General features: G+C 32.0%; 16 protein-coding genes and 1 pseudogene. 4 read left to right on the top strand and 13 right to left on the bottom strand.

The annotated features are described in order from the left end of the window. Positions 1-159 precede the first annotated feature (159 nt). Positions 160-1,797: a glycosyl hydrolase family 18 protein gene (locus tag K332_RS22435; RefSeq protein WP_036688792.1), complete on the bottom strand. Its 1,638-nt coding sequence runs from the start codon at positions 1,795-1,797 to the stop codon at positions 160-162. Positions 1,798-1,830: 33 nt separating this feature from the next. Further along, entirely contained in the window at positions 1,831-2,658 is an 828-nt protein-coding gene (locus tag K332_RS0111795; RefSeq protein ID WP_026907633.1) for a hypothetical protein, read from the bottom strand. Between the two features lie 156 nt (positions 2,659-2,814). Here K332_RS0111795 and K332_RS0111790 point away from each other — a divergent pair, with 156 nt between their 5' ends. The 3 genes from K332_RS0111790 to K332_RS0111780 all read left to right on the top strand — a co-directional run bounded on the left by K332_RS0111790 (position 2,815) and on the right by K332_RS0111780 (position 5,010). Beyond that, positions 2,815-3,534, top strand: coding sequence for a glycerophosphodiester phosphodiesterase (locus K332_RS0111790; protein ID WP_026907632.1), 720 nt, complete (start codon positions 2,815-2,817; stop codon positions 3,532-3,534). A 115-nt stretch (positions 3,535-3,649) separates the two neighbouring features. Beyond that, positions 3,650-4,606 (top strand): glycosyltransferase family 2 protein, encoded by a 957-nt coding sequence (locus K332_RS0111785; protein WP_026907631.1) that lies wholly within the window; start codon positions 3,650-3,652, stop codon positions 4,604-4,606. Between the two features lie 5 nt (positions 4,607-4,611). Next, on the top strand, positions 4,612-5,010 hold the full coding sequence (locus tag K332_RS0111780) for a GtrA family protein (protein WP_051359442.1): 399 nt from the start codon (positions 4,612-4,614) through the stop codon (positions 5,008-5,010). A 68-nt stretch (positions 5,011-5,078) separates the two neighbouring features. On the opposite strand, the gene K332_RS0111775 is transcribed toward K332_RS0111780, so the two are convergent. From K332_RS0111775 to K332_RS0111740, 8 genes and pseudogenes are all read right to left on the bottom strand, one after another. After that, positions 5,079-6,236 carry a CDP-glycerol glycerophosphotransferase family protein gene (locus tag K332_RS0111775; protein ID WP_036688789.1) on the bottom strand — a complete coding sequence of 386 codons (1,158 nt, stop codon included), beginning with the start codon at positions 6,234-6,236 and terminating at the stop codon, positions 5,079-5,081. A 7-nt stretch (positions 6,237-6,243) separates the two neighbouring features. Next, a complete protein-coding gene (locus K332_RS0111770; RefSeq protein ID WP_026907628.1) occupies positions 6,244-7,524 on the bottom strand; it encodes a CDP-glycerol glycerophosphotransferase family protein in 1,281 nt (426 codons plus the stop codon). A gap of 18 nt (positions 7,525-7,542) precedes the next feature. Next, complete coding sequence (locus K332_RS22430; protein ID WP_051359441.1) at positions 7,543-8,286, bottom strand: SDR family oxidoreductase; 744 nt, start codon at positions 8,284-8,286, stop codon at positions 7,543-7,545. Further along, complete coding sequence (locus K332_RS0111760) at positions 8,286-8,975, bottom strand: IspD/TarI family cytidylyltransferase (RefSeq protein ID WP_026907627.1); 690 nt, start codon at positions 8,973-8,975, stop codon at positions 8,286-8,288. Before K332_RS0111760 ends, K332_RS22430 begins: the two co-directional genes overlap by 1 nt. A gap of 147 nt (positions 8,976-9,122) precedes the next feature. Continuing rightward, on the bottom strand, positions 9,123-9,926 hold the full coding sequence (tagH, locus tag K332_RS0111755; RefSeq protein ID WP_026907626.1) for a teichoic acids export ABC transporter ATP-binding subunit TagH: 804 nt from the start codon (positions 9,924-9,926) through the stop codon (positions 9,123-9,125). A 16-nt stretch (positions 9,927-9,942) separates the two neighbouring features. After that, positions 9,943-10,764, bottom strand: coding sequence for an ABC transporter permease (locus K332_RS0111750; protein ID WP_026907625.1), 822 nt, complete (start codon positions 10,762-10,764; stop codon positions 9,943-9,945). 116 nt (positions 10,765-10,880) lie between these two features. Further along, a pseudogene (locus K332_RS0111745) lies at positions 10,881-11,966 on the bottom strand (CDP-glycerol glycerophosphotransferase family protein); the annotation flags it as partial. Positions 11,967-12,098: 132 nt separating this feature from the next. Further along, positions 12,099-14,237 carry a bifunctional glycosyltransferase/CDP-glycerol:glycerophosphate glycerophosphotransferase gene (locus tag K332_RS0111740; protein ID WP_026907623.1) on the bottom strand — a complete coding sequence of 713 codons (2,139 nt, stop codon included), beginning with the start codon at positions 14,235-14,237 and terminating at the stop codon, positions 12,099-12,101. A gap of 325 nt (positions 14,238-14,562) precedes the next feature. Between K332_RS0111740 and K332_RS23285 the strand changes: the two genes are divergently transcribed. Continuing rightward, the gene (locus K332_RS23285) at positions 14,563-15,372 is read left to right on the top strand and encodes a glycerophosphodiester phosphodiesterase family protein (protein WP_026907622.1); all 810 of its coding nucleotides are present in this window, start codon (positions 14,563-14,565) and stop codon (positions 15,370-15,372) included. 167 nt (positions 15,373-15,539) lie between these two features. Here K332_RS23285 and K332_RS0111730 read toward each other — a convergent pair whose 3' ends face one another. The 3 genes from K332_RS0111730 to K332_RS22415 all read right to left on the bottom strand — a co-directional run. Next, on the bottom strand, positions 15,540-18,098 hold the full coding sequence (locus K332_RS0111730) for a glycosyltransferase (RefSeq protein ID WP_026907621.1): 2,559 nt from the start codon (positions 18,096-18,098) through the stop codon (positions 15,540-15,542). Positions 18,099-19,014: 916 nt separating this feature from the next. After that, complete coding sequence (locus K332_RS22420) at positions 19,015-21,081, bottom strand: peptidoglycan recognition protein family protein (protein WP_051359440.1); 2,067 nt, start codon at positions 21,079-21,081, stop codon at positions 19,015-19,017. Positions 21,082-21,252: 171 nt separating this feature from the next. Then, on the bottom strand, positions 21,253-23,397 hold a 2,145-nt coding region (locus tag K332_RS22415; protein ID WP_051359439.1), incomplete at its 5' end, for an N-acetylglucosaminidase.

The raw sequence follows: 23,397 nt of genomic DNA, 5'->3' as shown, positions 1-23,397 counted from the left end.
GTCTCCGCACTGTCTGTTAGCTAATACTTACCGACTGAACGGCGGTCGTATTCGGGACTTTCACCCTATAGTGAAGCGTGCTGCCACACGCACAAGAAATAGCAGTTGTTTAGGCAACTGCTATTTTATTTTGCTCAAAATAAAAGCACCTGACACCATTTAATCATTACGGATACGATTAAAATCACTTTGCATCCGTTCCATTAAAGCAGCCATATCTGCTCTAGTTGATGAAGATGTTGGTTTAAATGAACCATCTGGATAACCACCTAATATACCTTGTTGAGTAAGAGCAACAATGGAATGGTAGGACCATTTTTTTGTATTAACATCTGGAAACCCATTGTTAATGGGATAATTAATAGGGTATTTAAATATATTTTGAAAGATCGTAGCAAGTTGTTCCCTAGTTAAAGGAGCATTAGGAGCAAATGAAGTTGTTGTTATGCCCCCTACTAGGCCCAGTTCCCTTGCAATTTCAATTTCCCGTTGTGCCCAGTGACCAGTCGTATCTTTAAATTGAAATTCATTTGGTGTTAATCCATTTTCTCCCAAAGCCCGTACTAGAATAACTGCTCCTTCTGCACGTGTTAGTGTTTTTTTCGGTGAAAACGTGATATTCGTTGTTCCTGCCATCCAGCCGAGTTCAGCAACGCGATTTATACTCCCGCTTGCCCAATAATTTTCTGCTACATCTTTGAAATATAGTCTATTTAACCATAGTGTATAGTAATCCCACATTTCTGGTACCTCATGATAGAGTGCCCAAGATCCAGTTCCTTTTATGCCATATTCATTCGGCAAGGCCAGTTTAGCTTTAATTGCCTGCTGATCATCATACCAAATTACATAGTTTCCAGCAGTTAATTCTGTACTACCTACAAACGCGGATTGCCCGCTAGGAATAGTAAACTCTGCAAAGTTGGATTGTGTATTCTTATCAAATGATATTGTTCCTGAAAATTTTTCAATTAACGGTTTGACCCGATTACTAGATAATCCAAGCCCCGTTATTTTCTTTCCGATTGCAGTTTCCGAATTACCATCCAATTTCCACATTCGTCCATAAAACGGTAACCCCACTACGATTCGATCTTCTGGAACACCTTGATTAATAGCATATTGTATCGACCTTTCGAAAAATTGAATGCTTGATACTGGACCAATTGGACTATCTGGAGACTCCCAACTTTCATCATAAGCCATAATCATCAAGTAATCGACATACTTTGAAAGTGCTTTATAATCATAGAATCCATGCCATCCAGTAGTCCATCCATTTGGGTTAGCTGCTGTTGCAACGGAGACTTCTTTATCGGCTGGTAAATACTCACGAAGTAATCTAATAAAATCAGTATGAGCATCCCGATATGAATTTCCAATTCCTTCAATATCAACATTTACCCCGTCTAAATTATATTTCTTTACTGCATCAGCAACCTTTCTTGCTAAAGCATCCCTATTGTCTAAGGCTTTTTTTCCTGCTGTTACATTCCAATGATTTGCTAAAAAGGGAACAACCTTTACTCCTCTTCTATGCATCTCTTCTATAAACGATGTTTGTAGTTTCCAAGTTACAGTCAAATCTCCATCCTCAGTAACATCAAAGTAATTAGGGGAAACAACATCTAAACTTCCTTTTGTTTGATTCACCTGATTTATATAGCTACTAGGTGAACCAAAAAAAATATATGACATATTAAAGAACCCACTTTGTGAGTGTGTAGTAGTGATTTGTTGAAGTAATGACAGGATAAGGGTTGCACAAATTACTAGTAAAATTTTTAATCTTTTCATGTACTATCCCCCTCGTATAACATAATTAACATTTTATTGATACGATCCCTCAAATAAGAAGCCATTATCAATTCTTTTAATCGCAAAATTTAAATTATCACGGGCAAAAGTTCCCTCTTTAAGTTTGCTTAAATCACCATTAGGTCTGACGCCTAATTCATTGAAAAATTCATCAACGTCATGAATCTCAATTTCAGGGTATAGAATATTAATAATTTGTGACCAACCTGTAAGCATCTTTGGTATATTAATATTACCTACTGCATTTATTCCTATTGATTGTACGTAGTCACCTACAACAAAAACCCTAATCTCCATCTGTCCATCAAGCGCTGCAACATAGGTTACACCTAAATCATTTGGTGTCCCTGTGAAATCCTTTATATACAAATTAGAATAATTTGCATCTGAAACCGCATTCCAGCGCTCTCTAAAATTTTCAAATGGCAGAGACGTTTGTACATCAAATTGCTCCTTTTCATTTGTACCATCTGTACCATCCATTTTCTCTGGTGATACAGGTTCAGTTGGCAATGCCTTTTGTAGATCTTCTTGATTCTGCGGTATCTCTTCCACCTCTGTTGGCTCGCCTATTCCTTCTGACTTATCTGTTACTTCTTTTTCTTCCCCCTCTTCAGGCTGCTCCCTATTTTCTATTAGTTCATTTAACGGTGATTCAAGCGATTGCTCTGACTGCTCTGGTTGTTCTAATTGCTCTGATTCCATCGGTTGTTCTTCTTCCTGATTATCTGTTGAGAGATTTAGAAATGGGCTAGAATCCCCACCATCTTGTACTTCTTGAGGATTATTACATGCAACCAAGACAAATAAAAATAAAAGTAACAAAATAACTTTTTTCACCCTACCAGACACCTTAATCACCCACTTCTGTTTGTTTTATATGTTCCCGTTTATTATGTAGAAAACCATATAAAATATGCATTTCCTGGTAGACATGTATTTTTCTATGATTATGTTATGATAAGGGCACTAAAGCTTAAAGGAGGAGATGATTACATGGTATTAAACTTTGCTCACCGTGGTTCTTTAACTGAGGCACCTGAGAACACATTACCTGCATTCCAAAAGGCTATTGAACATGGAACGAAAGCAATGGAGCTTGATGTTCAGTTAACAAAGGATAATCGACTTATTGTATGTCACGACCATAAATTAACACGATTTAACAAAAGCGCAACAGGATTAATCAAAGACTATACACTGGATGAAATTAAACAAATAGATGTGGGGGCTTCTTTTAACCAAGAATTTGAGGGAACAACTATTTCGACATTAGAGGAGGTATTAGAAATATGCCCTAAATCCATTCTTTTAAATATAGAAATTAAGAATATCCCAGTACTATATGAGGGGATAGAGAAGATTCTACTACAAAAGTTAGCAGAATATAATCGCCTTGAAAATATAATCATTTCTTCATTCGATCACCTTGCTTTAAAGAAAGTCCAAGAAATCAATCCTACTTTACCATTGGGTATGCTATTTCATTACAGAATCTTGAACACTTGGGATTATGCTAAAATGAGCGGGCTTAACATCTATAGTATCCATCCTAATCATGTATTTGTGGATCAGGATTTTATTAGAAACTGCCAAAATCAAGGCTATAAGGTCTATCCATATACAGTAAACACTCTTGATAGATATGAAGAGTTGGTGAAGTTTGACGTTGATGGCGTATTTTCTAATACACCAGATATATTTACTTCTAAGTAAATATTAAGGTAATTGGTTAAAAATAGAATTATTTAGTTTGAACTATATCATTAATGGAAAGGAATTATAGGTGATACATCTTTTCTAAAAGAAAGCTTTATGGAGGAAGTACTTTGTGAAAACTTTATCCCTTATAATACCTTGTTACAATGAAAGCTCTTCATTACAGGAAATTTATCATGAACTTTCAAATGTGTTAAATGATGATACTTTAAGCACTCTTTATAACTATGAAATTATTTTTGTAAATGACGGTAGTGTTGATGATACATTAGAGAAGATTAAGGCTTTTTCTATAAAGGATGAAACTGTTAAATACATTTCATTTTCTAGAAATTTTGGTAAGGAATCTGCTATGCTTGCTGGATTACATCATTCGGTAGGTAATGTTGCAATCATTATTGATGCTGACCTACAACATCCACCTAGGTTAATTCTAGATATGATTAAGTATTACGAAGACGGTTATGATCAAGTTATCGCTAAACGTTGCCGAACAGGAGAGAGCTTTACTAGAAAGCACTTAACTAAGTTCTACTACCGTATTATCAATAAACTAGTTGACGTTGAACTAGTGGATGGTATGGGCGATTTTAGACTATTAAGCAGAAAAGCAATAAATTCGTTATTAGCTTTACCAGAATATAATAGATTTTCAAAAGGACTCTTTTCATGGATTGGATACGATAAAAAGATTATTGAATATGAAAATCAAGAAAGAGTCGCAGGGGAAAGTAAATGGAGTTTGCCTAGCTTGTTAAATTATGCAATAGATGGACTGATATCGTTTAATAGTAAACCTTTACGCTTACTTATACATCTGGGGGTTATCATTACCGTTCTAAATGTAATCTATATTGGTATTACTTTCATTAGAATATTATTATTCGGTATAGAAACTCCTGGCTATTTTACATTAATAGCTGCAATATTGCTATTAGGTGGAATCCAACTCATCTCCATTGGGGTTATCGGGGAATATGTAGGAAGAATTTTCTATGAGGTAAAGAGGCGCCCAAAATATGTGGTATCGCAATCTAACATTATCTCAAAAGGAGAGCAATTAGATTGAGAGGGATGCAATCAAAGAGGGTACCATCTTACATAATTAATAAATATCAATCTTTTATACGGTTTATCCTGGTAGGTATTGTAAATACATTTAATTACTACATTCTGTACTTACTATTTATGGCGGTTTCCATTCCATACATTTTTAGTCATACAGTAGCATTTGTAATAAGTATGATTGGATCATTTTATCTAAACTGTTACTTCACCTATAAAACAAAACCGACATTAAAGAAGTTTTTTCAATTTCCCATTACCTATATTGTAAATTATAGTGTTACCACTATTTCTTTATACGTGTTAGTAGATTTATTTATGTTAAACGAATTCATTGCTCCGCTAATATCAGCAGTTATTCCTATACCTTTTACTTATTTAGTTTCTAGATGGGTTCTCACAAAATAGTGCAGCCAAAATCAAATAGGAGTGGTACTAGCCACTCCTATTACACAGTATATTAATCTTTTTCAACTTTATAAATTAAAAATATCATTAACGACCCGTTCTGTTGATTTCCCATCCCGATAATCAAAAAAACGTTTTGAAAATTCTTCTATACGATCACTTCTAAAGTCCTTATCTTTTATTACTGCTAGCAGTGAATTTGTATCTGTTACCAAGGGACCTGGGACTAAATCTTTATAATCATAATAAAAGTCTCTCTCATCTTTATATTCTTCTAAATCATATGCGTAAAATATAATAGGACGATTAAGTAAGCTAAAGTCAAAGAATACTGTAGAATAATCAGTTATTAATGTATCTGTAATTGATAGTAGCTCTTGAATAGTAAAATCCGTTTCAATATGGTAAAAAAAATCATTTTCTTCAAAATTCGCTATACCTTTCATATATGGATGTAAATGCACAAGTAGTACATATTCGGTATGTAAGCAAGACTTCATAGTTGGCAAATCAAAAGGTAATTGGAATTCATCTTGATAATGACTTTTTCCACGAAATGTTGGTGCATATAGTAATATTTTCTTATCGATTGAATTAGGATACTTTTGATAAAACTTATATTTAGCTTGATTAATAAGTATAGAATTATTATAGTAATCCGTTCTTGGGATACCTAGTGGCCTAATAGCTAATTCATCCATACCAAATGCTTCTGCATAATATGGTATTACTTCCCTAGAACTAACATATGCCTTCGAATAATTACTATGGATTTTAACATATTCTAAATAGGCTGGGTTAGGTCCAAATGGTTTCCCTACCGTACTTAATCCGAACTTCTTAAGCGCCCCAGAACCGTGCCATAATTGGATGACTTCTATGCCTTCTCTCGGTGTTATTAAATATACAGGTAAATAATAATCATCTATAATAAAGTATTTAGATGTTGATAAATGAAAACACGCCTTAATTAAATGGATTATATAGGTTATCTTTCCAAATAACGAAGACTCGAACCTTTTCAATAAATATACTTGCTTAATATTAGGAAACCTAGTCTCCATGTCCTTACTAACAAAATATAAATTGTCCTTTAATGTATCTGAACGATAGGAAGCAAAAGTCACCTTCATTTCATCAATCTTATACAACTTGGAGAATGTACGATAAACAATTATTAGGATTTTTTTTACAATAATTGTAGGTAGTAGCTTTAATTTGCTCATTATGCACCTACCTTTCCTTCACTTGTAACACTTCCTCTTTTATAAAACTTACTTGTTTCGATAAAACCTCTCCCTGATTATCTTTTGAGTAAAATATATTTAGCACTCTATTTCTATCGGATTCATATAGTTCCGGCTGATCCATTGCCCTTTGCAGTTCCTTCATTAATGCTAAAAATTCTGTTACCTTAGGGCCAGGTGTAACATCAAAATAGTTAAAATACATCTCATTCGATTTCTTTAAATACAAATCTAAGTCGTAACTATAGAATAATACAGGTCTATTCAATAATAAGTAATCGGTATAGCAGCTTGAATAGTCCGTTAATAAAATATCCGTATACTTTAATAAAAGCTGAGGATCATAGTTTGAATCACTAATATCAATGATATTTTCATAAAGACTTGGCACATCACCGCTGCTATACATATGTCGCTTAACAAGAAATTTATATCCTCGCTCATCACATAATTTATCCAGCTGTTCAAAATCAAATACTAAATTAATATCTGTTTCTAGCTTTCCAAACTTCCGATGAGTAGGCATATATAAAATAACTTTCTCATCCCTAATCCATGCTGGTATTTCATCATCCTCTTCTGTTTCTTTGAAAAAAACATCATTCCGGACCTGTCCCATTTGTATGACATTTTCCTTTGGAACTAAGAAGGTCTCAGGGTAATACGAAGATACCTTATCACTTGTTGATATGACATAATTCTTTTTCGCCAAATTTGCCCGAACGACAAACATTCCAAAGAAACGCTTGAGCTTATTGGCGTTATGGATGATTTTATAAGAAAAGGTACTTTTATTAGCTCCCCAGACTTTCTTTAAACCTACACCATGCCATGTATTATAGGATATTGCTCCACCTAAAAGTGCTTTTTCAAAGTCATCGTTAATAGAATGGGAATGGACAATTAGTCTAGCACGCAATTGATAGATAAACCCTTTTAAACTATGATGACGATGTGCTTCATAACCTAAGCTATGTATCTGCTTCATCACTTGGTTGTTCTTCGTAATCCAAACACATTTTATGTTGTCCCCTTTATTCATTTCAATAAATAGATATTTCGTATTACCACGAAATCCCTGGCCACTTTCCCCACCAAACACTACTAAATTATTAGCTTTAGGAACTAACTTTGATAGAAAACGAACCAAAACTACAAATGTCCTTTTCGCCAATAATCTACATTTTTTTAGTAGTTTCCCATTAACCGAAAGTAGGATAAGAAGTAGTAGTATGAGTTGAATATATTCTAAATGTATACTATTCATGATTAATCGCCTCTGTTGTTAGGTTGTTTGATTTAGTACTTTCTCTTTCTTCGGAGTTTTATTTACTTGTTTTCTAACGACAATATTTTGGCCATCTAGGCAAATACCATTATCAGACAGTAATTGATTCACTACTTCTCCCACATGTTCTGGTTGCATAATGGTTGTTGGATCTTCATCAGGAGCTAAGACTTTCCTCAATTCCGTCGCACATCTTCCTGGTGAAATACAATAAACTAATATTCCATAGTCCGAGAGTTCTTCTGATAGCGTCTGAGAAATACTGATAAGTGCTGCTTTAGAAGAGGCATAAGCTAACCAGCCTGGTCTAGCAGAACTCCCTGCAGTGGAAGCTACATTTAAAATCTTGCCACCTGTCTTCTTCATAAATTTTACGGTTTCTTTTGTGATATTAAATAAGGAATGAACATTAATCTTATATGTCTGTTCCCAGTCGTCTATCGATGTTTCTAATAATGATTTAGGATTAGCGTATCCAGCAACATTGATTAGCATATCAATCGTTTGATATTCTTCTCCTATTTGATGAATTAGTTTTTGAACAGCATGATAGTCTGATAAATCTAAGGGAAAATATTGAATGTTCTTGTTGGGGTTCATCATGTTGAGGGTTTCTTCTAATCCTTCTTCCGTTCTGGAAATTAGGACAAAGTTAGTAAGATCTTCGCGTTCACTTAACGCAATAGCAATTGCTCTTCCAATTCCTCTACTTGCTCCAGTAACAATAACAGTTTTCGACATCAATAACCCTCCATTAATATAGATTCTTTATAAATAGTCTCGGCAATTTTACGATCTATTGGTTTCGTTATCTTGATGTTGTACTCACTGCCTTTTAATATAACAATATCTGATTTGTAATAATGAAAATAAAGACTAGCATCTTCCGTAAATTCTAAGCCATCCTCTCTTGCACATTCATGTGCATACAATAGCTTATCTCGATTATATTTATGCGGTAGTTGAACATTGACTAGTTTGTCTCTTTCCAAGTTTTCCTCTACTACTTCTCCTCCTTTTAAAACCGTGAAGGGAATATCCAAACCATAGATAGCGCTTTCACTTTTGGCGTTAATAAGTTCTTTAAAATCTTCTTTTGATACAAACGGACGGACTGCTTCGTGCACGATGACATTTTCAAAAGAAGCCTCCTTTAATCCTTTATAAACTGATTCTTGTCTAGATCTCCCACCGGTTATACAATAAATTGGTTTAGAAAACCCGTATTCATTAATGATCTCTAGCGTTTTTTCTAAGAAATCAGGCGGACATGGAATCAATACTTCTTTTATCTCGTCGATTGTATCAATCTTTTCCAATACGTGAATAAAGATTGGCTTTCCAGAAAGTAAGAGAAACTGCTTCGGAATGTTTAATTGCATTCTCTTCCCAATACCTCCAGAAAGAAGGATGAAGCTATATTGCGACATAAATTAACCTCCTTAAATTAAAAATAGTTCGAATATTTATAGTTTATTATACATTTTTTACAATAAATTTACAAAGTAAGTTATCGACAATTTTCATAAGAAAAAAACCATTTAACACGAAATATGTCAAATGGTTGATTTACTCTATTAATTAAGTTTTAATGCCTTTGATTGAAGTTTCATCGCTTCATTTCTATACGCTTCTCGCTCTTTTTTATTCATAGTTTTGAATTCCCTTAAAAATTCTTCATACTTAGGAATAACTTCTTCGACAGTTCCGAAATCCTTTACTAATCCATACTCAAGCCAAAGAATTTTCTCACAAAATTCCTTCATTTGACCTAATGAATGACTAACGAAAATCATTGTTTTTCCATGTTCCTTAAATTCCTTCATTTTACTTAAGCTCTTCTCGGCAAATGCCTTATCACCAACCGATAATGCTTCGTCAATAATAAGAATATCTGGATTAACTGTTACAGAAATTGCAAATCCTAATCTCGATTTCATACCACTAGAATATGATTTAACAGGTTGATCAATAAATTGTTCTAACTCGGAAAACTCAATAATTTTAGGCTCTAGTTCTTTAATCTCTTCCTTAGTAAAACCAAGCATTAGGCACTTTAATTCTATGTTGTCCCTCCCGGATAGATCCCCCTTCAATCCTGAAGAAACAGCAATTAACGAAGCTTGACCATTAACCTCTACAGTACCAGAAGTTTCAGGAACTATACCGGCAATAATATTGGATAACGTTGATTTCCCTGAACCATTTATACCAATGAAGCCAACTATATCACCTTTCTCGGCCTCAAAACTAACATCTGCTAATGCATAAAAGTCTTCTCCATAGCTTTTAGGAGTAATCATATCCAATAAACGTTCCTTTGTACTTTTATATAGCTTATACTTTTTTGTTATATTTCTTACTCTAATTGCTTTATCCATTTTTAATCACAACCGTCTATAAGTAATCAATGAAGTGTCTTCTAAATTTGATGTGCAGTACTGAGCCAAAAATAAATAAGATTATTACAACAGCCCAGAAGTATAGTGTATAGTGCCAGTTTTCAATTAGATACCAGTTTGTACCAAACAATGCCGCTCTATAACCTTCAATCAAGTAATATAAAGGGTTTAACTTTAATATAGTTGGAAAAGGTTCAGGAGCTAATGTTTCAATTTGCCAAAGTATTGGTGATAAATATAACAACATCCTTAGAGTTGCATTTAAAAACATATGGACATCTCTCACAATAGTTGACAACGTTGACATGATTAGTGAAACAGCAAAAATAAAGCAGAATGCTGCAAATATAAAATAAATTAACTGGATATAGTAAACGCTAATATAAAATTCACTAAGATGAAAAATTATTATAGTTATTAGTAACATAAACAAATGAATATAAAGTTGAGAAAATATAACATAGTTAGGAATTATACTCATTGGGAAATTCATCTTAGAAAGCATACGTAGTCTACTATATATAGACTTAGAGCCCTGAATTGTCGATTGATAGAAGAATATCCATAATACAAAAGCAGCTATTAACCAAGTAATAAATGGAACTTCCATATCAGGAGCAGCCTCAATTTTATCTCTTTGTCTAATACTACCAAAAACTAACCAATAAATTAAGATTTGTATTACTGGATTTATAACTTCCCAGGCCATTCCTAAATAGTTACTTTTGTTCTTACTCTTAAGTTCGTATATAGAGAGACGCCTTATTAAATAAAAGTGATTTAATTGTTCTTTAATAACCTTTACAGCAGATTTCATATGAATTTCCTTTCAATATCCTATCCTAAAATTGCATACTATTAGATTATACAAATAAAAAGTAGAAAAAACAATTTTAAAAGGGATATCCCCTTCAAGATACCCCTTCTAAACATTTATTTTTCAAATACTTCTTTAACAACTCTTTCTGATGCTTTACCATCCTCTAGGTAGCAAAACTTCTTATAAAAATCTAAGTATTTTCTTGATGGTATAAAACCATTTTTTTCTATCTTAACAATCTCATTCAATATTTCATCATTAGATTTTAATAAAGGACCGGGTGCTTTATTTTCAAAGTCAAAATAGAATCCTCTGAGGTTGTCCCTATATTCCTCTATATCATATACAAAGAATAAGATAGGCCGCTTTAAGTTTGCATAATCGAAAAATACAGATGAATAATCTGTAATTAATATATCAGAAACAAGATATAACTCTCTAATATCTTCATAGTTTGATACATCAAAAACAAAACCTTGGAAATCAGTTAGATTTATATGCTCTGCAATAAGATAATGCAACCTCAACAATATTACATATTCGCCCTCAAGTTCTTCCCTCATTCGATGCAGGTCCAATTGTAATGCAAATTTATATTTACCCTGAGTATAAAATTGATTATCCCTCCATGTAGGTGCATATAATATTACTTTTTTATCCTTTGGCAATATTAACTTTCTCTTAATTTCGCTCCTTGTTTCCTTATTATTACAATTTAATAAAAAGTCATTTCTTGGATAACCCGTCTCAATAATTTCTTTTTTATAACTAAATGCATTTGAAAATATTTTTGTCGAATACTCGTTTGGAGAGATTAAATAATCCCATTTTTGAGCTTCTTTTAGGAATTCTCTTTTATATTTTGAAGTCTCAGTACCTGCCATATATACTTCTTCTATGTCAGTCGCTAATTTTTTTAATGGAGTACCATGCCATGTTTGGACATAGTTTGTATTTTTAGGTTTTGGTATCCATGATGGTAATCTACAGTTATTAACCCAAAATTTAGCTCTCGTCATTACAAATAGCCATTTTAATGAAAACCGTTTTACATATTTTATATCTTTATCTTTATATTTGGTAATATATTTCTTATCAAAGCTCCAGTACATTTCATATTCTGAATTTCTTTCTAATAAATACTCATAAATTGCCCTCGGATTGTCACTATATTGTTTTCCAAAAAAACTTTCAAACACAATTACATTTTGTTTTTTTGGCAAAATAACCCCTAAAAGCCAAAATATATTTTTCAAGACTAATGTAGCTAAATAAACAAGAGTTTTCTTCATTTTATCACCATAATATTCACAATGTAGTTGAAACAAAATTTAGTCAGTTATATCAAAACCTTTAAATACAGTTTTAACTGTCCGTTCCGATGCATGCCCATTATCCCAAACACAAAATCTATTATAGAATTGCGTGTATTGATCTTTATAGTCATTTTCTATACTTGTTATGTTTTGAATAGCATTTATTATTTCATCAGTATCTTTTAATAAAGGTCCAGGAACCTCTTGTTCGATATTAATATAAAAACCTCTAAGTGTGTCTCTGTATTTTTCTAAATCATACGTATAGAACAAAATCGGTCTAAGTAAGTTTGCGTAATCAAAAAATACAGAAGAATAATCAGTAATTAATATATCAGATATTAAGTATAACTCAGCAATATCATCATATTTAGAGTAATCATAGACAAATCCTTCATAATTAGAAATATCAATTTGATTTGCAATAAAATAATGCATTCTCAAGATGATTATATAGTTATCACCTATAGCTTGTTTTAATTTTTCGAGTTCTAATTTTAATTTAAATTTATATCTACCACTACCATAAAACTCATCATCTCTCCAAGTAGGAGCATACAAAATAGCTTTCTTGTTTGAAGGTAAATTCAACTTATCTTTTATTAGTTTTATATCTTTCTCATTATTACTTTGATATAAAATATCGTTTCTAGGATAACCATACTCCAACATTTCACCGTCATACAAGAACGCTCTTCTAAAAATTTCACTAGAATAATGATTAGCCGAATTTAAATAATCCCATCTTCTTGATTGCTTGTAAAAATTATATTTGTAATTAGGATCTGCTGAATAGATATCCTTCATATCAAATACCAATTTTTTCAGGGGTGTTCCATGCCATGTTTGCAAGTAGATAGTTTCTTCTCTCTTTTTTAAGTCCTTAGGAAGCCTTGAATTACTAATCCAATATCCTGCAGTAGCTAGATAATAAAAATACTTTAGGCTAAACCTTTTAACTTGCATGGGATTTCCAGGGATATCCTTCTTCTCATTAAAACTCCAAATATATTTATACTGATTACTATTATTTTTCATATATTCATAAATATATTTTGGGTTGTCTGAATAAGACTTTCCTAAAAAACTTTCTAAAAAAACCGTATTCTTTTTTACCGGCAATTTGGTGAAAAATCTATTATATAGAAAAATGTAGAGTTTTCTTCTACCCTTTATTGCAATTTTAAATTCTCTTAAGAAGTGATGTTTACTATTTATCTTTATAAATTTGTTACTATCACCTTTTATTATTGTTTGTATTTCTGTTTTTATGAAGTAGCCATAACTTTTCATAGATTCGTTTTGGACTTTTTCTAACGCCGTGTTTAAGAGTTGAAATATTGAAGCAATATTACTCTCATCTTTGAAAAACTCAACTATGTCGTTAGAGTAAAAATCTAATATTTGAAAATCTAGATAATCATTGATTAAGGGATCTTCCTTATAATGTTCTTTCATAACGATGAATGCATTAAGAAAGTCTTCAATGATCCTTTTACTATCACCTTGCATTATTGATGGCTTTAAAATTGGATCATTTCTCTCTCTTTTAAAGTATAATGCTTCTTTTAAATATGGAATCTCCTTATTATTGTATAGAGCTGGTACCATAAAATTTAAATCGGAAAAAGAAACCACTTCCTCTGAGAATACCAATCGATTATTATTAATAAAATCTTTTTTAATCAACCAATTTAGTGCGGAACTATTTTTAATTAGATTATACTTATTATCAGTGTAGATGGCTGGCTTTGAGAGTTCTTCTAATTGTTCCACCTTACTTCCACTAGTATATGTATGTTCAATTTTTCCACATATCATATCGTAATTCTTTATATTCTTGGATAATAACTCAATGGTAGTTGGAGCCACATAGTCATCACTATCAACAAAATATATTAATTCTCCACTTGCTTTTGTTATGCCAAAATTTCTAGTGAATCCTATGCCCATATTTTCATCAAGATGGAAAACTTTTATCCTAGGATCTTGTGCTGCTATTTCTTTAATTAGTCTTTTGCATTCTATTCCACTATGATCATCTATAATAATTATCTCGATATTTTTATAAGTTTGACTCAGTAAAGAATTAATACATTCTGTTATATATTCTTCTGTATTATAAATAGGTAAGATAATCGAAATCTTAGCCATTAGTACACACCTTCTATCCCAATAATAATAATGATAACATTTTTCGACTATATTTATATATTGTAAACCCCAATCTCAAATAGTCAATTCTTACTAGAAAAACTTAGCCTTTGAGGAGAGCCTTTAGCTCTGACGCTTAGTTTTGGGAGGATTCCCCATTAATTTGTTAATATATGTAGTTATAACCTAAAAGCTATTTGTCCCTTCTAAAATTTGTTATGATATAAATGCCAATTATCTAAGATATTGAGAAGCTGGTATGAAACAACTTCGGAGTAGGTATACCTATCTTCTTAAAATACTCAACATAAAGAGGTGTAAGATTATGCGGAAAGCTTTACTATTAGGGGTGATTTTCATTTTAATTTCTGGTTGTGCTATTAATAATGAAGAATCTAATCATTATAATTGGACTGAACAACAATTAATTGCCCATGCTGGGGGTGCTATTGATGGATATACATATACAAACAGTAAAGAGGCACTAATAAATAGTTATAATAATGGATATAGACTTTTCGAATTAGACTTTTCAATAACAAGTGATAGCAATTTGGTTGTACGCCACGGCTGGGAAGAAGATTATGGTCAAAATCTATCTTCTAAAACTATAACATATGAGCAGTTTATGAATTCGCCATACTACAACAAATATAGCCCTTTAGATTTTGATGGAGTAATTGCGTTATTAGAAGAGTACCCTGATATCTATATAATAATGGATGGAAAAACAACTTCTGTTGCAGATACAAAAAAACTCTATGAGAAAATAAATAGTTTCACAAAAGACTTGGATAGCGATATTAAAAATAGACTCATACCTCAAATGTTTTATAAAGACGATCTAGAGCTAATTCGTCAGTATGGCTTCCATGATATGGTCTATGTTGTGGGACGCGAAGACTATACCCCCGAAACATTAGCTGATTTTTGTGATAAGAATGATATTCGAGTAGTTAGCTTATCAGAATCTAGGGCTGAATTAGAAGTAATAAAGGCACTAAATGAGAAGAGTATTAAATCATATGTCTATACAATAAATGATTTAGAAGTAATGAAAGAGTATTTTCAGTTAAGTATAAACGGTATTTTTACAGATTTTATTTTGCCTCAGGAAATTGTTTCTATTCAGTAGCTATTTTATTTTTATTTAGCACACAAGTTAAATCACAATCACAACTTAAACAAAAAACAATATATTTTACATGTCCAAATTTTTCAGATTAAAAACATTTATAAAGAGCATTCTCTTTTGAGAATGCTCTTTAATATTTAAATATCAGGTATAAATAACTCTAGCTTCTACTTGTCATATTCAACTTTTTCGCCGCAAACTTCATAGTAAAATCTCTTCAGTGCTTGCTTGTTATAAGATTTATAATCGAATTTCTTATAAGTTGGTTTTTCCTCAATAAACTCAACCATTCCTTGAATTAATCCATCTTCGTCATTATCGACCAATCGACCAAAGCCATTCTCTAATATCCCTCTTGGTCCAGGGATGTTAGTTGAAATTACAGGTTTTCCAAGTATAAGAGCTTCTATTATAGCTAACCCTTGTCCTTCATAATTTGAAGACATTACAAAACAATCACATTTATTCAGTAATGCAAATGGATTATCTAAAGCACCTACTAAAAATACTTTTCCATCCAGTTTTAATGAATGTATAAGAGAAGTTAATTTATTCTTCAGTTTCCCATCTCCAACAATATATAACTTTGTATTAGCATATTTATCGTGCACTTTAGAAAATGCATAAATTAGTTTTTCTTGGTCTTTCTCAATAGATAGACGACCTACTGTAATGAAGTTTATATCATCAGGAACAGGTTCTTCTACCCCTTTAATAGATACAAAGCCATTTTCTACATTTTTTTCTAGTAACATGTATTCCCTGTCTGAGTAATAATAAGTCTCGTAATTATTTGATGTTTCTAGTACTCGATTATAATCAATTGAGTTCTCAACATTAACTATTTTACTCGAATCTACATAATCCTTTAGGTTTTCTTTATTTATATCCGTAACATCTTTAGATACTGATATTACCTTATCAAAGTTATTATATAAATTGAAAATGATATTGTAATAAATATTAACCTTTTTATTCTGCTTAACTCTTCGTTCTATATCAGTTTTCATCTCTGAATGCAGATATATACTTTTACTGTTAAACTCGTTTGAAGAAAAAATTAGAGTCCATAATGGTGAATATCCACTATAGTCAATTCCAATATCAAATTTGGCATCTCCGACTAATCTTCTTAATTCTCTTTTGTATAAATCAATTGGAATATTCTTCTTAATTATATTCCGTTTGAATCCAGAATTAAACACCAAATGGTGTTTATAATATTCCGGAAGCGTGTAGTTAAAAGTACCCATTCTATATAAGATTCTTACTGGTTCCGGAAGACTTTCAATATTATATTTATTAGCATTATTTATATTACCACCATGAATCAATGTAATATCATATTTTGAGTAATCGATGTTTCGCAACAAGTTAAGTAGAGAGATTGTGATACCATTTGTATCTAGTGAACCACCATATAAAATAACCTTCTTTTTATTGGTCTCTCGAATTTTATAGACATCTTTACTCTCTACATCATGAAAGATAATATCGATAAATCTTTGAGTAGCAAAACCGTCATCATTATAACAATAAGTCTTAATAGCCTCTGCGTATTTATCATCGCTGTTAGCTGAGAAAGTATTTAAATTACTAATTTCTCTCACAATCTCATCAGATGACACGCAAATCTTCCCAGGTAGATCCTTTACATCTAAATACATTCCTCTCTGTTCCTCATAATCATTAATGTCATAAGTGAATAGAATGATTGGTCTTTTTGTCGGTATAAAGTCGAATATTATGCTGGAGTAATCAGTTATTAATACATCGACTATAGACAAAAGTTCATTTGTTTCAAACCAATTCGGAATGCAAATGTTCTCAAAAATATCATTATCTTTAATAAAGCGATAAGTAAGGTTATGCACTTTCAATAGTAATATATAATCTTCAGGTAGTCCCGATTGTATTTCCTTTACATGTTTTATTAAATCCTCATCGATATTTTTTATTTTGCCCAACTCACCTCTCCAAGTTGGGGCATAGAGAACAATTTTCTTGTCTATTTTTTTTTCTAAAACCTTTTCTAAAAAGGATTTAACCAATTTTTTATCTGCATTAAGTGTCAAGTCAACTCTCGGATAGCCACTGTCAACAATCTTTCCTTGATATATACCATTTAATTCATGAGCTTCATTTACTATATCCGCCGTAAATCGATTAGGATGTACGAGATAGTCGGCGTGTAAAAAGTTACGAATAGCATTTTTATGTTGTCCTAAAGTCCCTTTAACATCCTTTCCTAAAGTTTTAATAGGTGTGCCATGCCAAGTATTAACATAAACCTGACCTTCTTTTTTCTGAAAATAAAAAGGAAAAGTTGTATCATTTATCAAATACTTAGCTTTGGCTAAATATTTGATATATTCATCGCTATCTCTCTTGACAACTACAACATTTTGTTTTTCTTTAATTTTTTCAGAATAGAACCAATCATCCAGATTATTTAAAACCCAGATATACTTAAAACCATTAAACTTAGGATCTACAATCATTTTTTCATATATTGCATATGGATTCCCGCCTATTTTTTCACCGTGTGCGGTTTCCAGTAAAACCATTTTTTCATCTATACTAGTTTTTTCGAAATGATAACCGTAGAGTAGCCCGCGATGAGCCTGAATGCTTTTCCTATAATCCTTAAAAGGTCTTATGAAGAACCTGGACAGGTTTTTTGCTCGTTTAAACTGTTTTTTTACCGGTTTTAATACTTTCTTCATTTAATAATTCCTCCGTATACGACTAAACTGTTTACTAATATTTTGTGGTTGCATAAACCTTTATATCTCGAGATTCTTAACCATTTATATTTATTTTATGTTTTTCTAAATTAATATTCTTCTTCACCATATTGTCTAAATTCCAAGAAGTTATGAAATCTTTTCAGTTAAAGCGAAAATGCCCTAAGTCTAGTTGCAAACCTTACTATATTAGTTATAAATGATGCCTACCCTATCGGTATAAGTGTTACTTAATTTCAACTATTAGATAATTTATTGGAACTTTATTATTCCGAACTTCAAGCATCTTGTTATAGATTTCTTTAAAGCAAAATATTATATCAACTTTTTTATTCTTTATAGTAATTCAGCTTATCAAAATGAATTCTCAAACGTTAAGGTTATACTATAAAAAAACTATTTGAGGACTACCACGTACTAATGTAAACAATCACCTTCCTATGTTCATCAAAGCATTATCTAGCGTTTAAATAGGAAAAAGAACAATAGCTAATCCAGCACTAATTTTAATGTGTAGTGTTTATATTACACCATTAATGTAAAAAATAAACGACCAAAGATATAATAATGAGTTCTTTGATAGCAACATATTGCAAAAGTTTGCTATCAATTCAGCTATCCTTTGCTGCGCCATCATAATTATATCAATATGTAATCAAAAATACATCATAATATCTTTGATATTTTGACAAATTTCGATAACAATAATTAAATCTAACATATCTATCCTTTTAATAAGACTTCCTTGTTAATTCTTGTATTTAGTTCTAAATCCTTTTACTACAACTAACTAGTATTCCAAATTTCAAATTGTTAACATTCATTTATATTAAATGAAAAAGCCCAAGAAAATTTCATTAAAAAGTCTTGGGCTTTTTCGTATCAATCTCATCATCTATTTTTTATCTAGGTGGGAACTGTGTATCCACATTGTTCCCCCCCTAAATTCACCACGATACCATGTATTAGTTCCTACTTTTTGTGTTAGATGGACATCAAACCGTTCATATTTATATTGGGCAAGTTCATTGCTAGTGTAAACTACGTTCTTACCACCACCCCATGGACGGTTATAAGCTACTCCTTTTCCTTTTAGATAGAATGTTTTCGGTACACTATCTACTGCGAGGTGGCTTAGGGTAGTTATATCTTTAGAATTCACCCAACCGATGATTCCATTTACACTACTTGGTTGCTCGCTTATTAAATAATACTTATTGCCATCTAACTTCATTTGTTTCTTAATATAATACACGTTGTTCATATATTCTGTGCCTGCTGTGAATGCAGTTGTAAGCTGATCATTGGAATATATTCTCACACTTGTATCGTTCACTTTTCCTAATCTACTTGTACTACTTTCTTCTTTGATTGTTAAGTGGTTACCATGAATCCAAACGGTTTTTCCATTTAGAACTCCACGATACCATGTATTAGTTCCTACTTTTTGTGTTAGATGGACATCAAACCGTTCATATTTATCCTGGGCAAGTTCATTGCTGGTGTAAACTACGTTCTTACTACCACCCCATGGACGATTATAAGCAATGCCTTTTCCTTTTAGATAGTATGTTTTTGGAACACTATCTACTGCGAGATGGCTTAGGGTAGTTATATCTTTAGAATTCACCCAACCGATGATTCCATTTACACTACTTGGTTGCTCACTTATTAAATAATACGTATTGCCATCTAACTTCATTTGTTTCTTAATATAATACACGTTGTTCATATATTCTGATCCTGCTGTGAATGCAGTTGTAAGCTGATCATTGGAATATATTTTCACACTTGTATCGTTCACTTTTCCTAATCTACTTGTACTACTTTCTTCTTTGATTGTTAAGTGGTTTCCATGAATCCAAACGGTTTTTCCATTTAGAGAACCACGATACCATGTATTAGTTCCTACTTTTTGTGTTAAATGGACATCAAACCGGTCATATTTATCCTGGGCAAGTTCATTGCTGGTGTAAACTACGTTCTTACTACCACCCCATGGACGATCATAAGCAACGCCTTTTCCTTTTAGATAGAATGTTTTTGGTACACTATCTACTGCGAGATGGCTTAAGGTAGTAATATCTTTAGATTCTACCCATCCTATAGTGGCATTCTTACTACTAGGTAGGTTACTTATTAAATAATAAGTCTTACCTTTTAATTTAGATTGTGCTTTTATATAAAATACTTTATTTAATTGTGTTGCTCCCGCTATAGTTCTATTATTTAAATTAGTTGGATTCTGATAGATATATGCATTACTATATTTAATTTTACCTAACTTACTTGTATTAGCCTTTTTGCTAGCTATTAACTCACTATGTTTCTCAGTTACTAAACTAACAAATTGATTCCAACTGTAACCATATCTTGAAAAGTAACCATGTGGATCACTATGATTAGTTCCCCCAAGATGCTTACTTACGGCATTATGTGACCATAGTGTACCAGTACCTGAACTATCAGCACTAGTTACACCTAATGCATTATCGTACAGAACACTAGCAATATAGTATGCATAATTATTAATAGATCGCGCGAATTGATCGTAAGAATCTACTCTCACCAACTCTATATGTACAAATCGTTGGTTAGCGTATTTCCCTGCACCCCATGCTCCAAACTCAGTTGGATGGATCTCTATAATTCGATTATGATCAGCAAATGCGTGAACGAATGCATTATGATGATTTCGAGACATATATGAGATTTCTTTTAAAATTGTTGAATCATCATTAGCTGTTTCGTGAGCTACGACACCTTCTACCATTCCATATCCATTACGATAATTAAATTTTAAAAAAGAAGGATTATGATTATATTCTATTTTTGCTGCTCTAAACTTATGGGTCTTTATATAATTATTTACATCTGCGTAATTTTCTTTAGCAGATAAGATGGTTGGCATCGTCATTATGATAAATAAAATTATGATTACATTTACTACAAACTTTTTCATTAATATCCCCCGTATGTCTATTTATCTACTAATCATATCGGATAAGTAGATTCAAAGTTTAGCTAACAGTTAATTTAATTTATTCAAAAAACTTACGACCTATTAATTCTATAAAAAAAAGGGCTACTAAAGAGTCAGTTGTTCTGACTCTTTAGACCGCCCAATTAAAGATTATTTATACTTCGGAATATCAAATTGGAAAACTACATTATTTATTTGCTTGTAAATTTGATACATAGTATTCACTTGTTTAGAGGCCCAGCCAATATCTGTAGCGTATTGATGACTAGCACCGCCTCTGGTATCCATTGAAACTGGATTCCATCGCATATTGTATATCGTATTCTGCCCGACATAAATATAGTTATCTGCAATCCATTTAGCTCCACCCAAGATAGCTCTTTCAGGTGTTGTCCATCCTTCATTATAGGCTTTTTCTGCTCCCGCACCTCTTGGATTAGAATCAAACGCATTTATCCCATACATATTATGGACCTTGACTCCTTTGTATACGACACCATTTGCTAGTTCAGAAGTTCCATGTCCTGTTTCTAGTAAAGCATGGGCTACTAGATATACAGCATTAACCCCATAACTTTTCTCTGCTTGTACAAAATACTGCCCTTTATTATTTAGAATTCCTTTACCACTTAGTAAAGTGTTTAGAGCACTCGCAGAGATACCACTTGGTTTAGAAATATCAAAGAATTGGAATCTTTGAATAGGATCATTTACGAAGTTATTTGGATCTAGGTAGTAACTTACATCATCTTTTTTAGCACTTCTCCAAGTATTATAGCTTACCTTATGCCAAGATGATCCCATATCTAAAATACTCAAAGTAGTTCCTTTTGGAACAAGTCCATAAATATGACTACTTGTACTACTACTAGCTGTTTCTCGAACATTTACATTTGCATTAGTAGTTCCATAGATTTTAGCTAAACTACTATGAACATAAACTGTTGAACCACTATATTTTATTTTATACCATCTTGTACTATTACTAACAGTATCACCCTTAACATTATCATCAAGAATTTCAAATTTAGTGTTTTGTTTAACACTAAATTTAACGCTGCTAGTAAGAGTTGGTGAAGTTCTTAAATTCACTGTAGTACCAGTGATAAGTCCATACAAATCAATATATTCAGCACTAACATATCCCGGATTATTTCTGTATTTGTCTGTTTGTGGATTTACTTTCATTTGCATAGTTAACGCTTGTTCTAACGTTAAATTATAAGTAGTGTAATTATTACTGTTCAGGTGTGATGAATGAATCCACACTGTTTGACCGTCTAACTTACCACGGTACCATGTATTACTTCCTACTTTTTGTGTTAATTGAACTTGGAATACTGCCCCTTTACGATCTTCCATTTGAGTAACATTATATACAACATTCTTCGTTCCGCCCCAAGGTCTATTATAGGCAACACCTGTGCCTTTAAGATAGAAGGTTTTTGACTTGGAATCTATACCTACATGATCATGTGTTTCCATACTATCTTTATCGACCCAACCTACAGTACCTATCGTACTACTCGGTTGATTGCTAATTAGATAATAAGTTTTACCATGTAAAATAGTCTCTCTCTTAATATAGTAAACTAGACCTGTGTGAACTTCTCCTGCAGTAATAATAGAAGTTGAATCTCCTAAACTCTTAAAAATGGAAGCACTTGAGTTCATTATCTTTCCTAATTTACTAGTCTCATTCCCAGTTTGTGTAGAAACATGGTTAGAATGAATCCAAACTTCCTTACCATCTAGTATACCTCTATACCAGGTATTATTTCCAACCTTCTCAGTTAAGTTTACCTGCAACCCATAACCTTTTCTCTTCTCTAACTCTGTTGGTGGAAATACTATATTTTCACTACCGCCCCAGATTTTATCGTAGGCATAACCAGTGCCTTTCAAATACATAATCTTATTATTTTTATCCACTCCTACATGTGAGTAAGAAGTAACATTATTTTTGTTAACCCAGCCAACAAGGCCATCTTCACTATTTGGTTTATTACTTAAAAGATAAAAAGTTTTACCATCTATTATTGTCTGTTTCTTAATATAAAAAACACGATTGATATGAGTGGAATTAGCATTAATTATCGAAGAAATATCATCTAGTTGCTGATATATTTCTACACCGGTATCCCTAATTTGTCCAACTCTACTTATATTGCTTTCTTCCTTTGTCGTTAAATGATTAGGATGAATCCATATATTACCATCAGAACCTTCATAAGTACCACGATACCAAGTGTTGTCGCCTACTTTTTCAGTCAAGTTCACTTTAAACTCTTTATA

Origin of the sequence: Paucisalibacillus globulus DSM 18846, assembly GCF_000482485.1 — a bacterium.
Taxonomy (GTDB): Bacteria; Bacillota; Bacilli; order Bacillales; family Amphibacillaceae; genus Ornithinibacillus; species Ornithinibacillus globulus.
The sequence above is the reverse complement of the archived record's forward strand: the minus strand, read 5'-3'. Positions and strand labels throughout refer to the sequence as shown.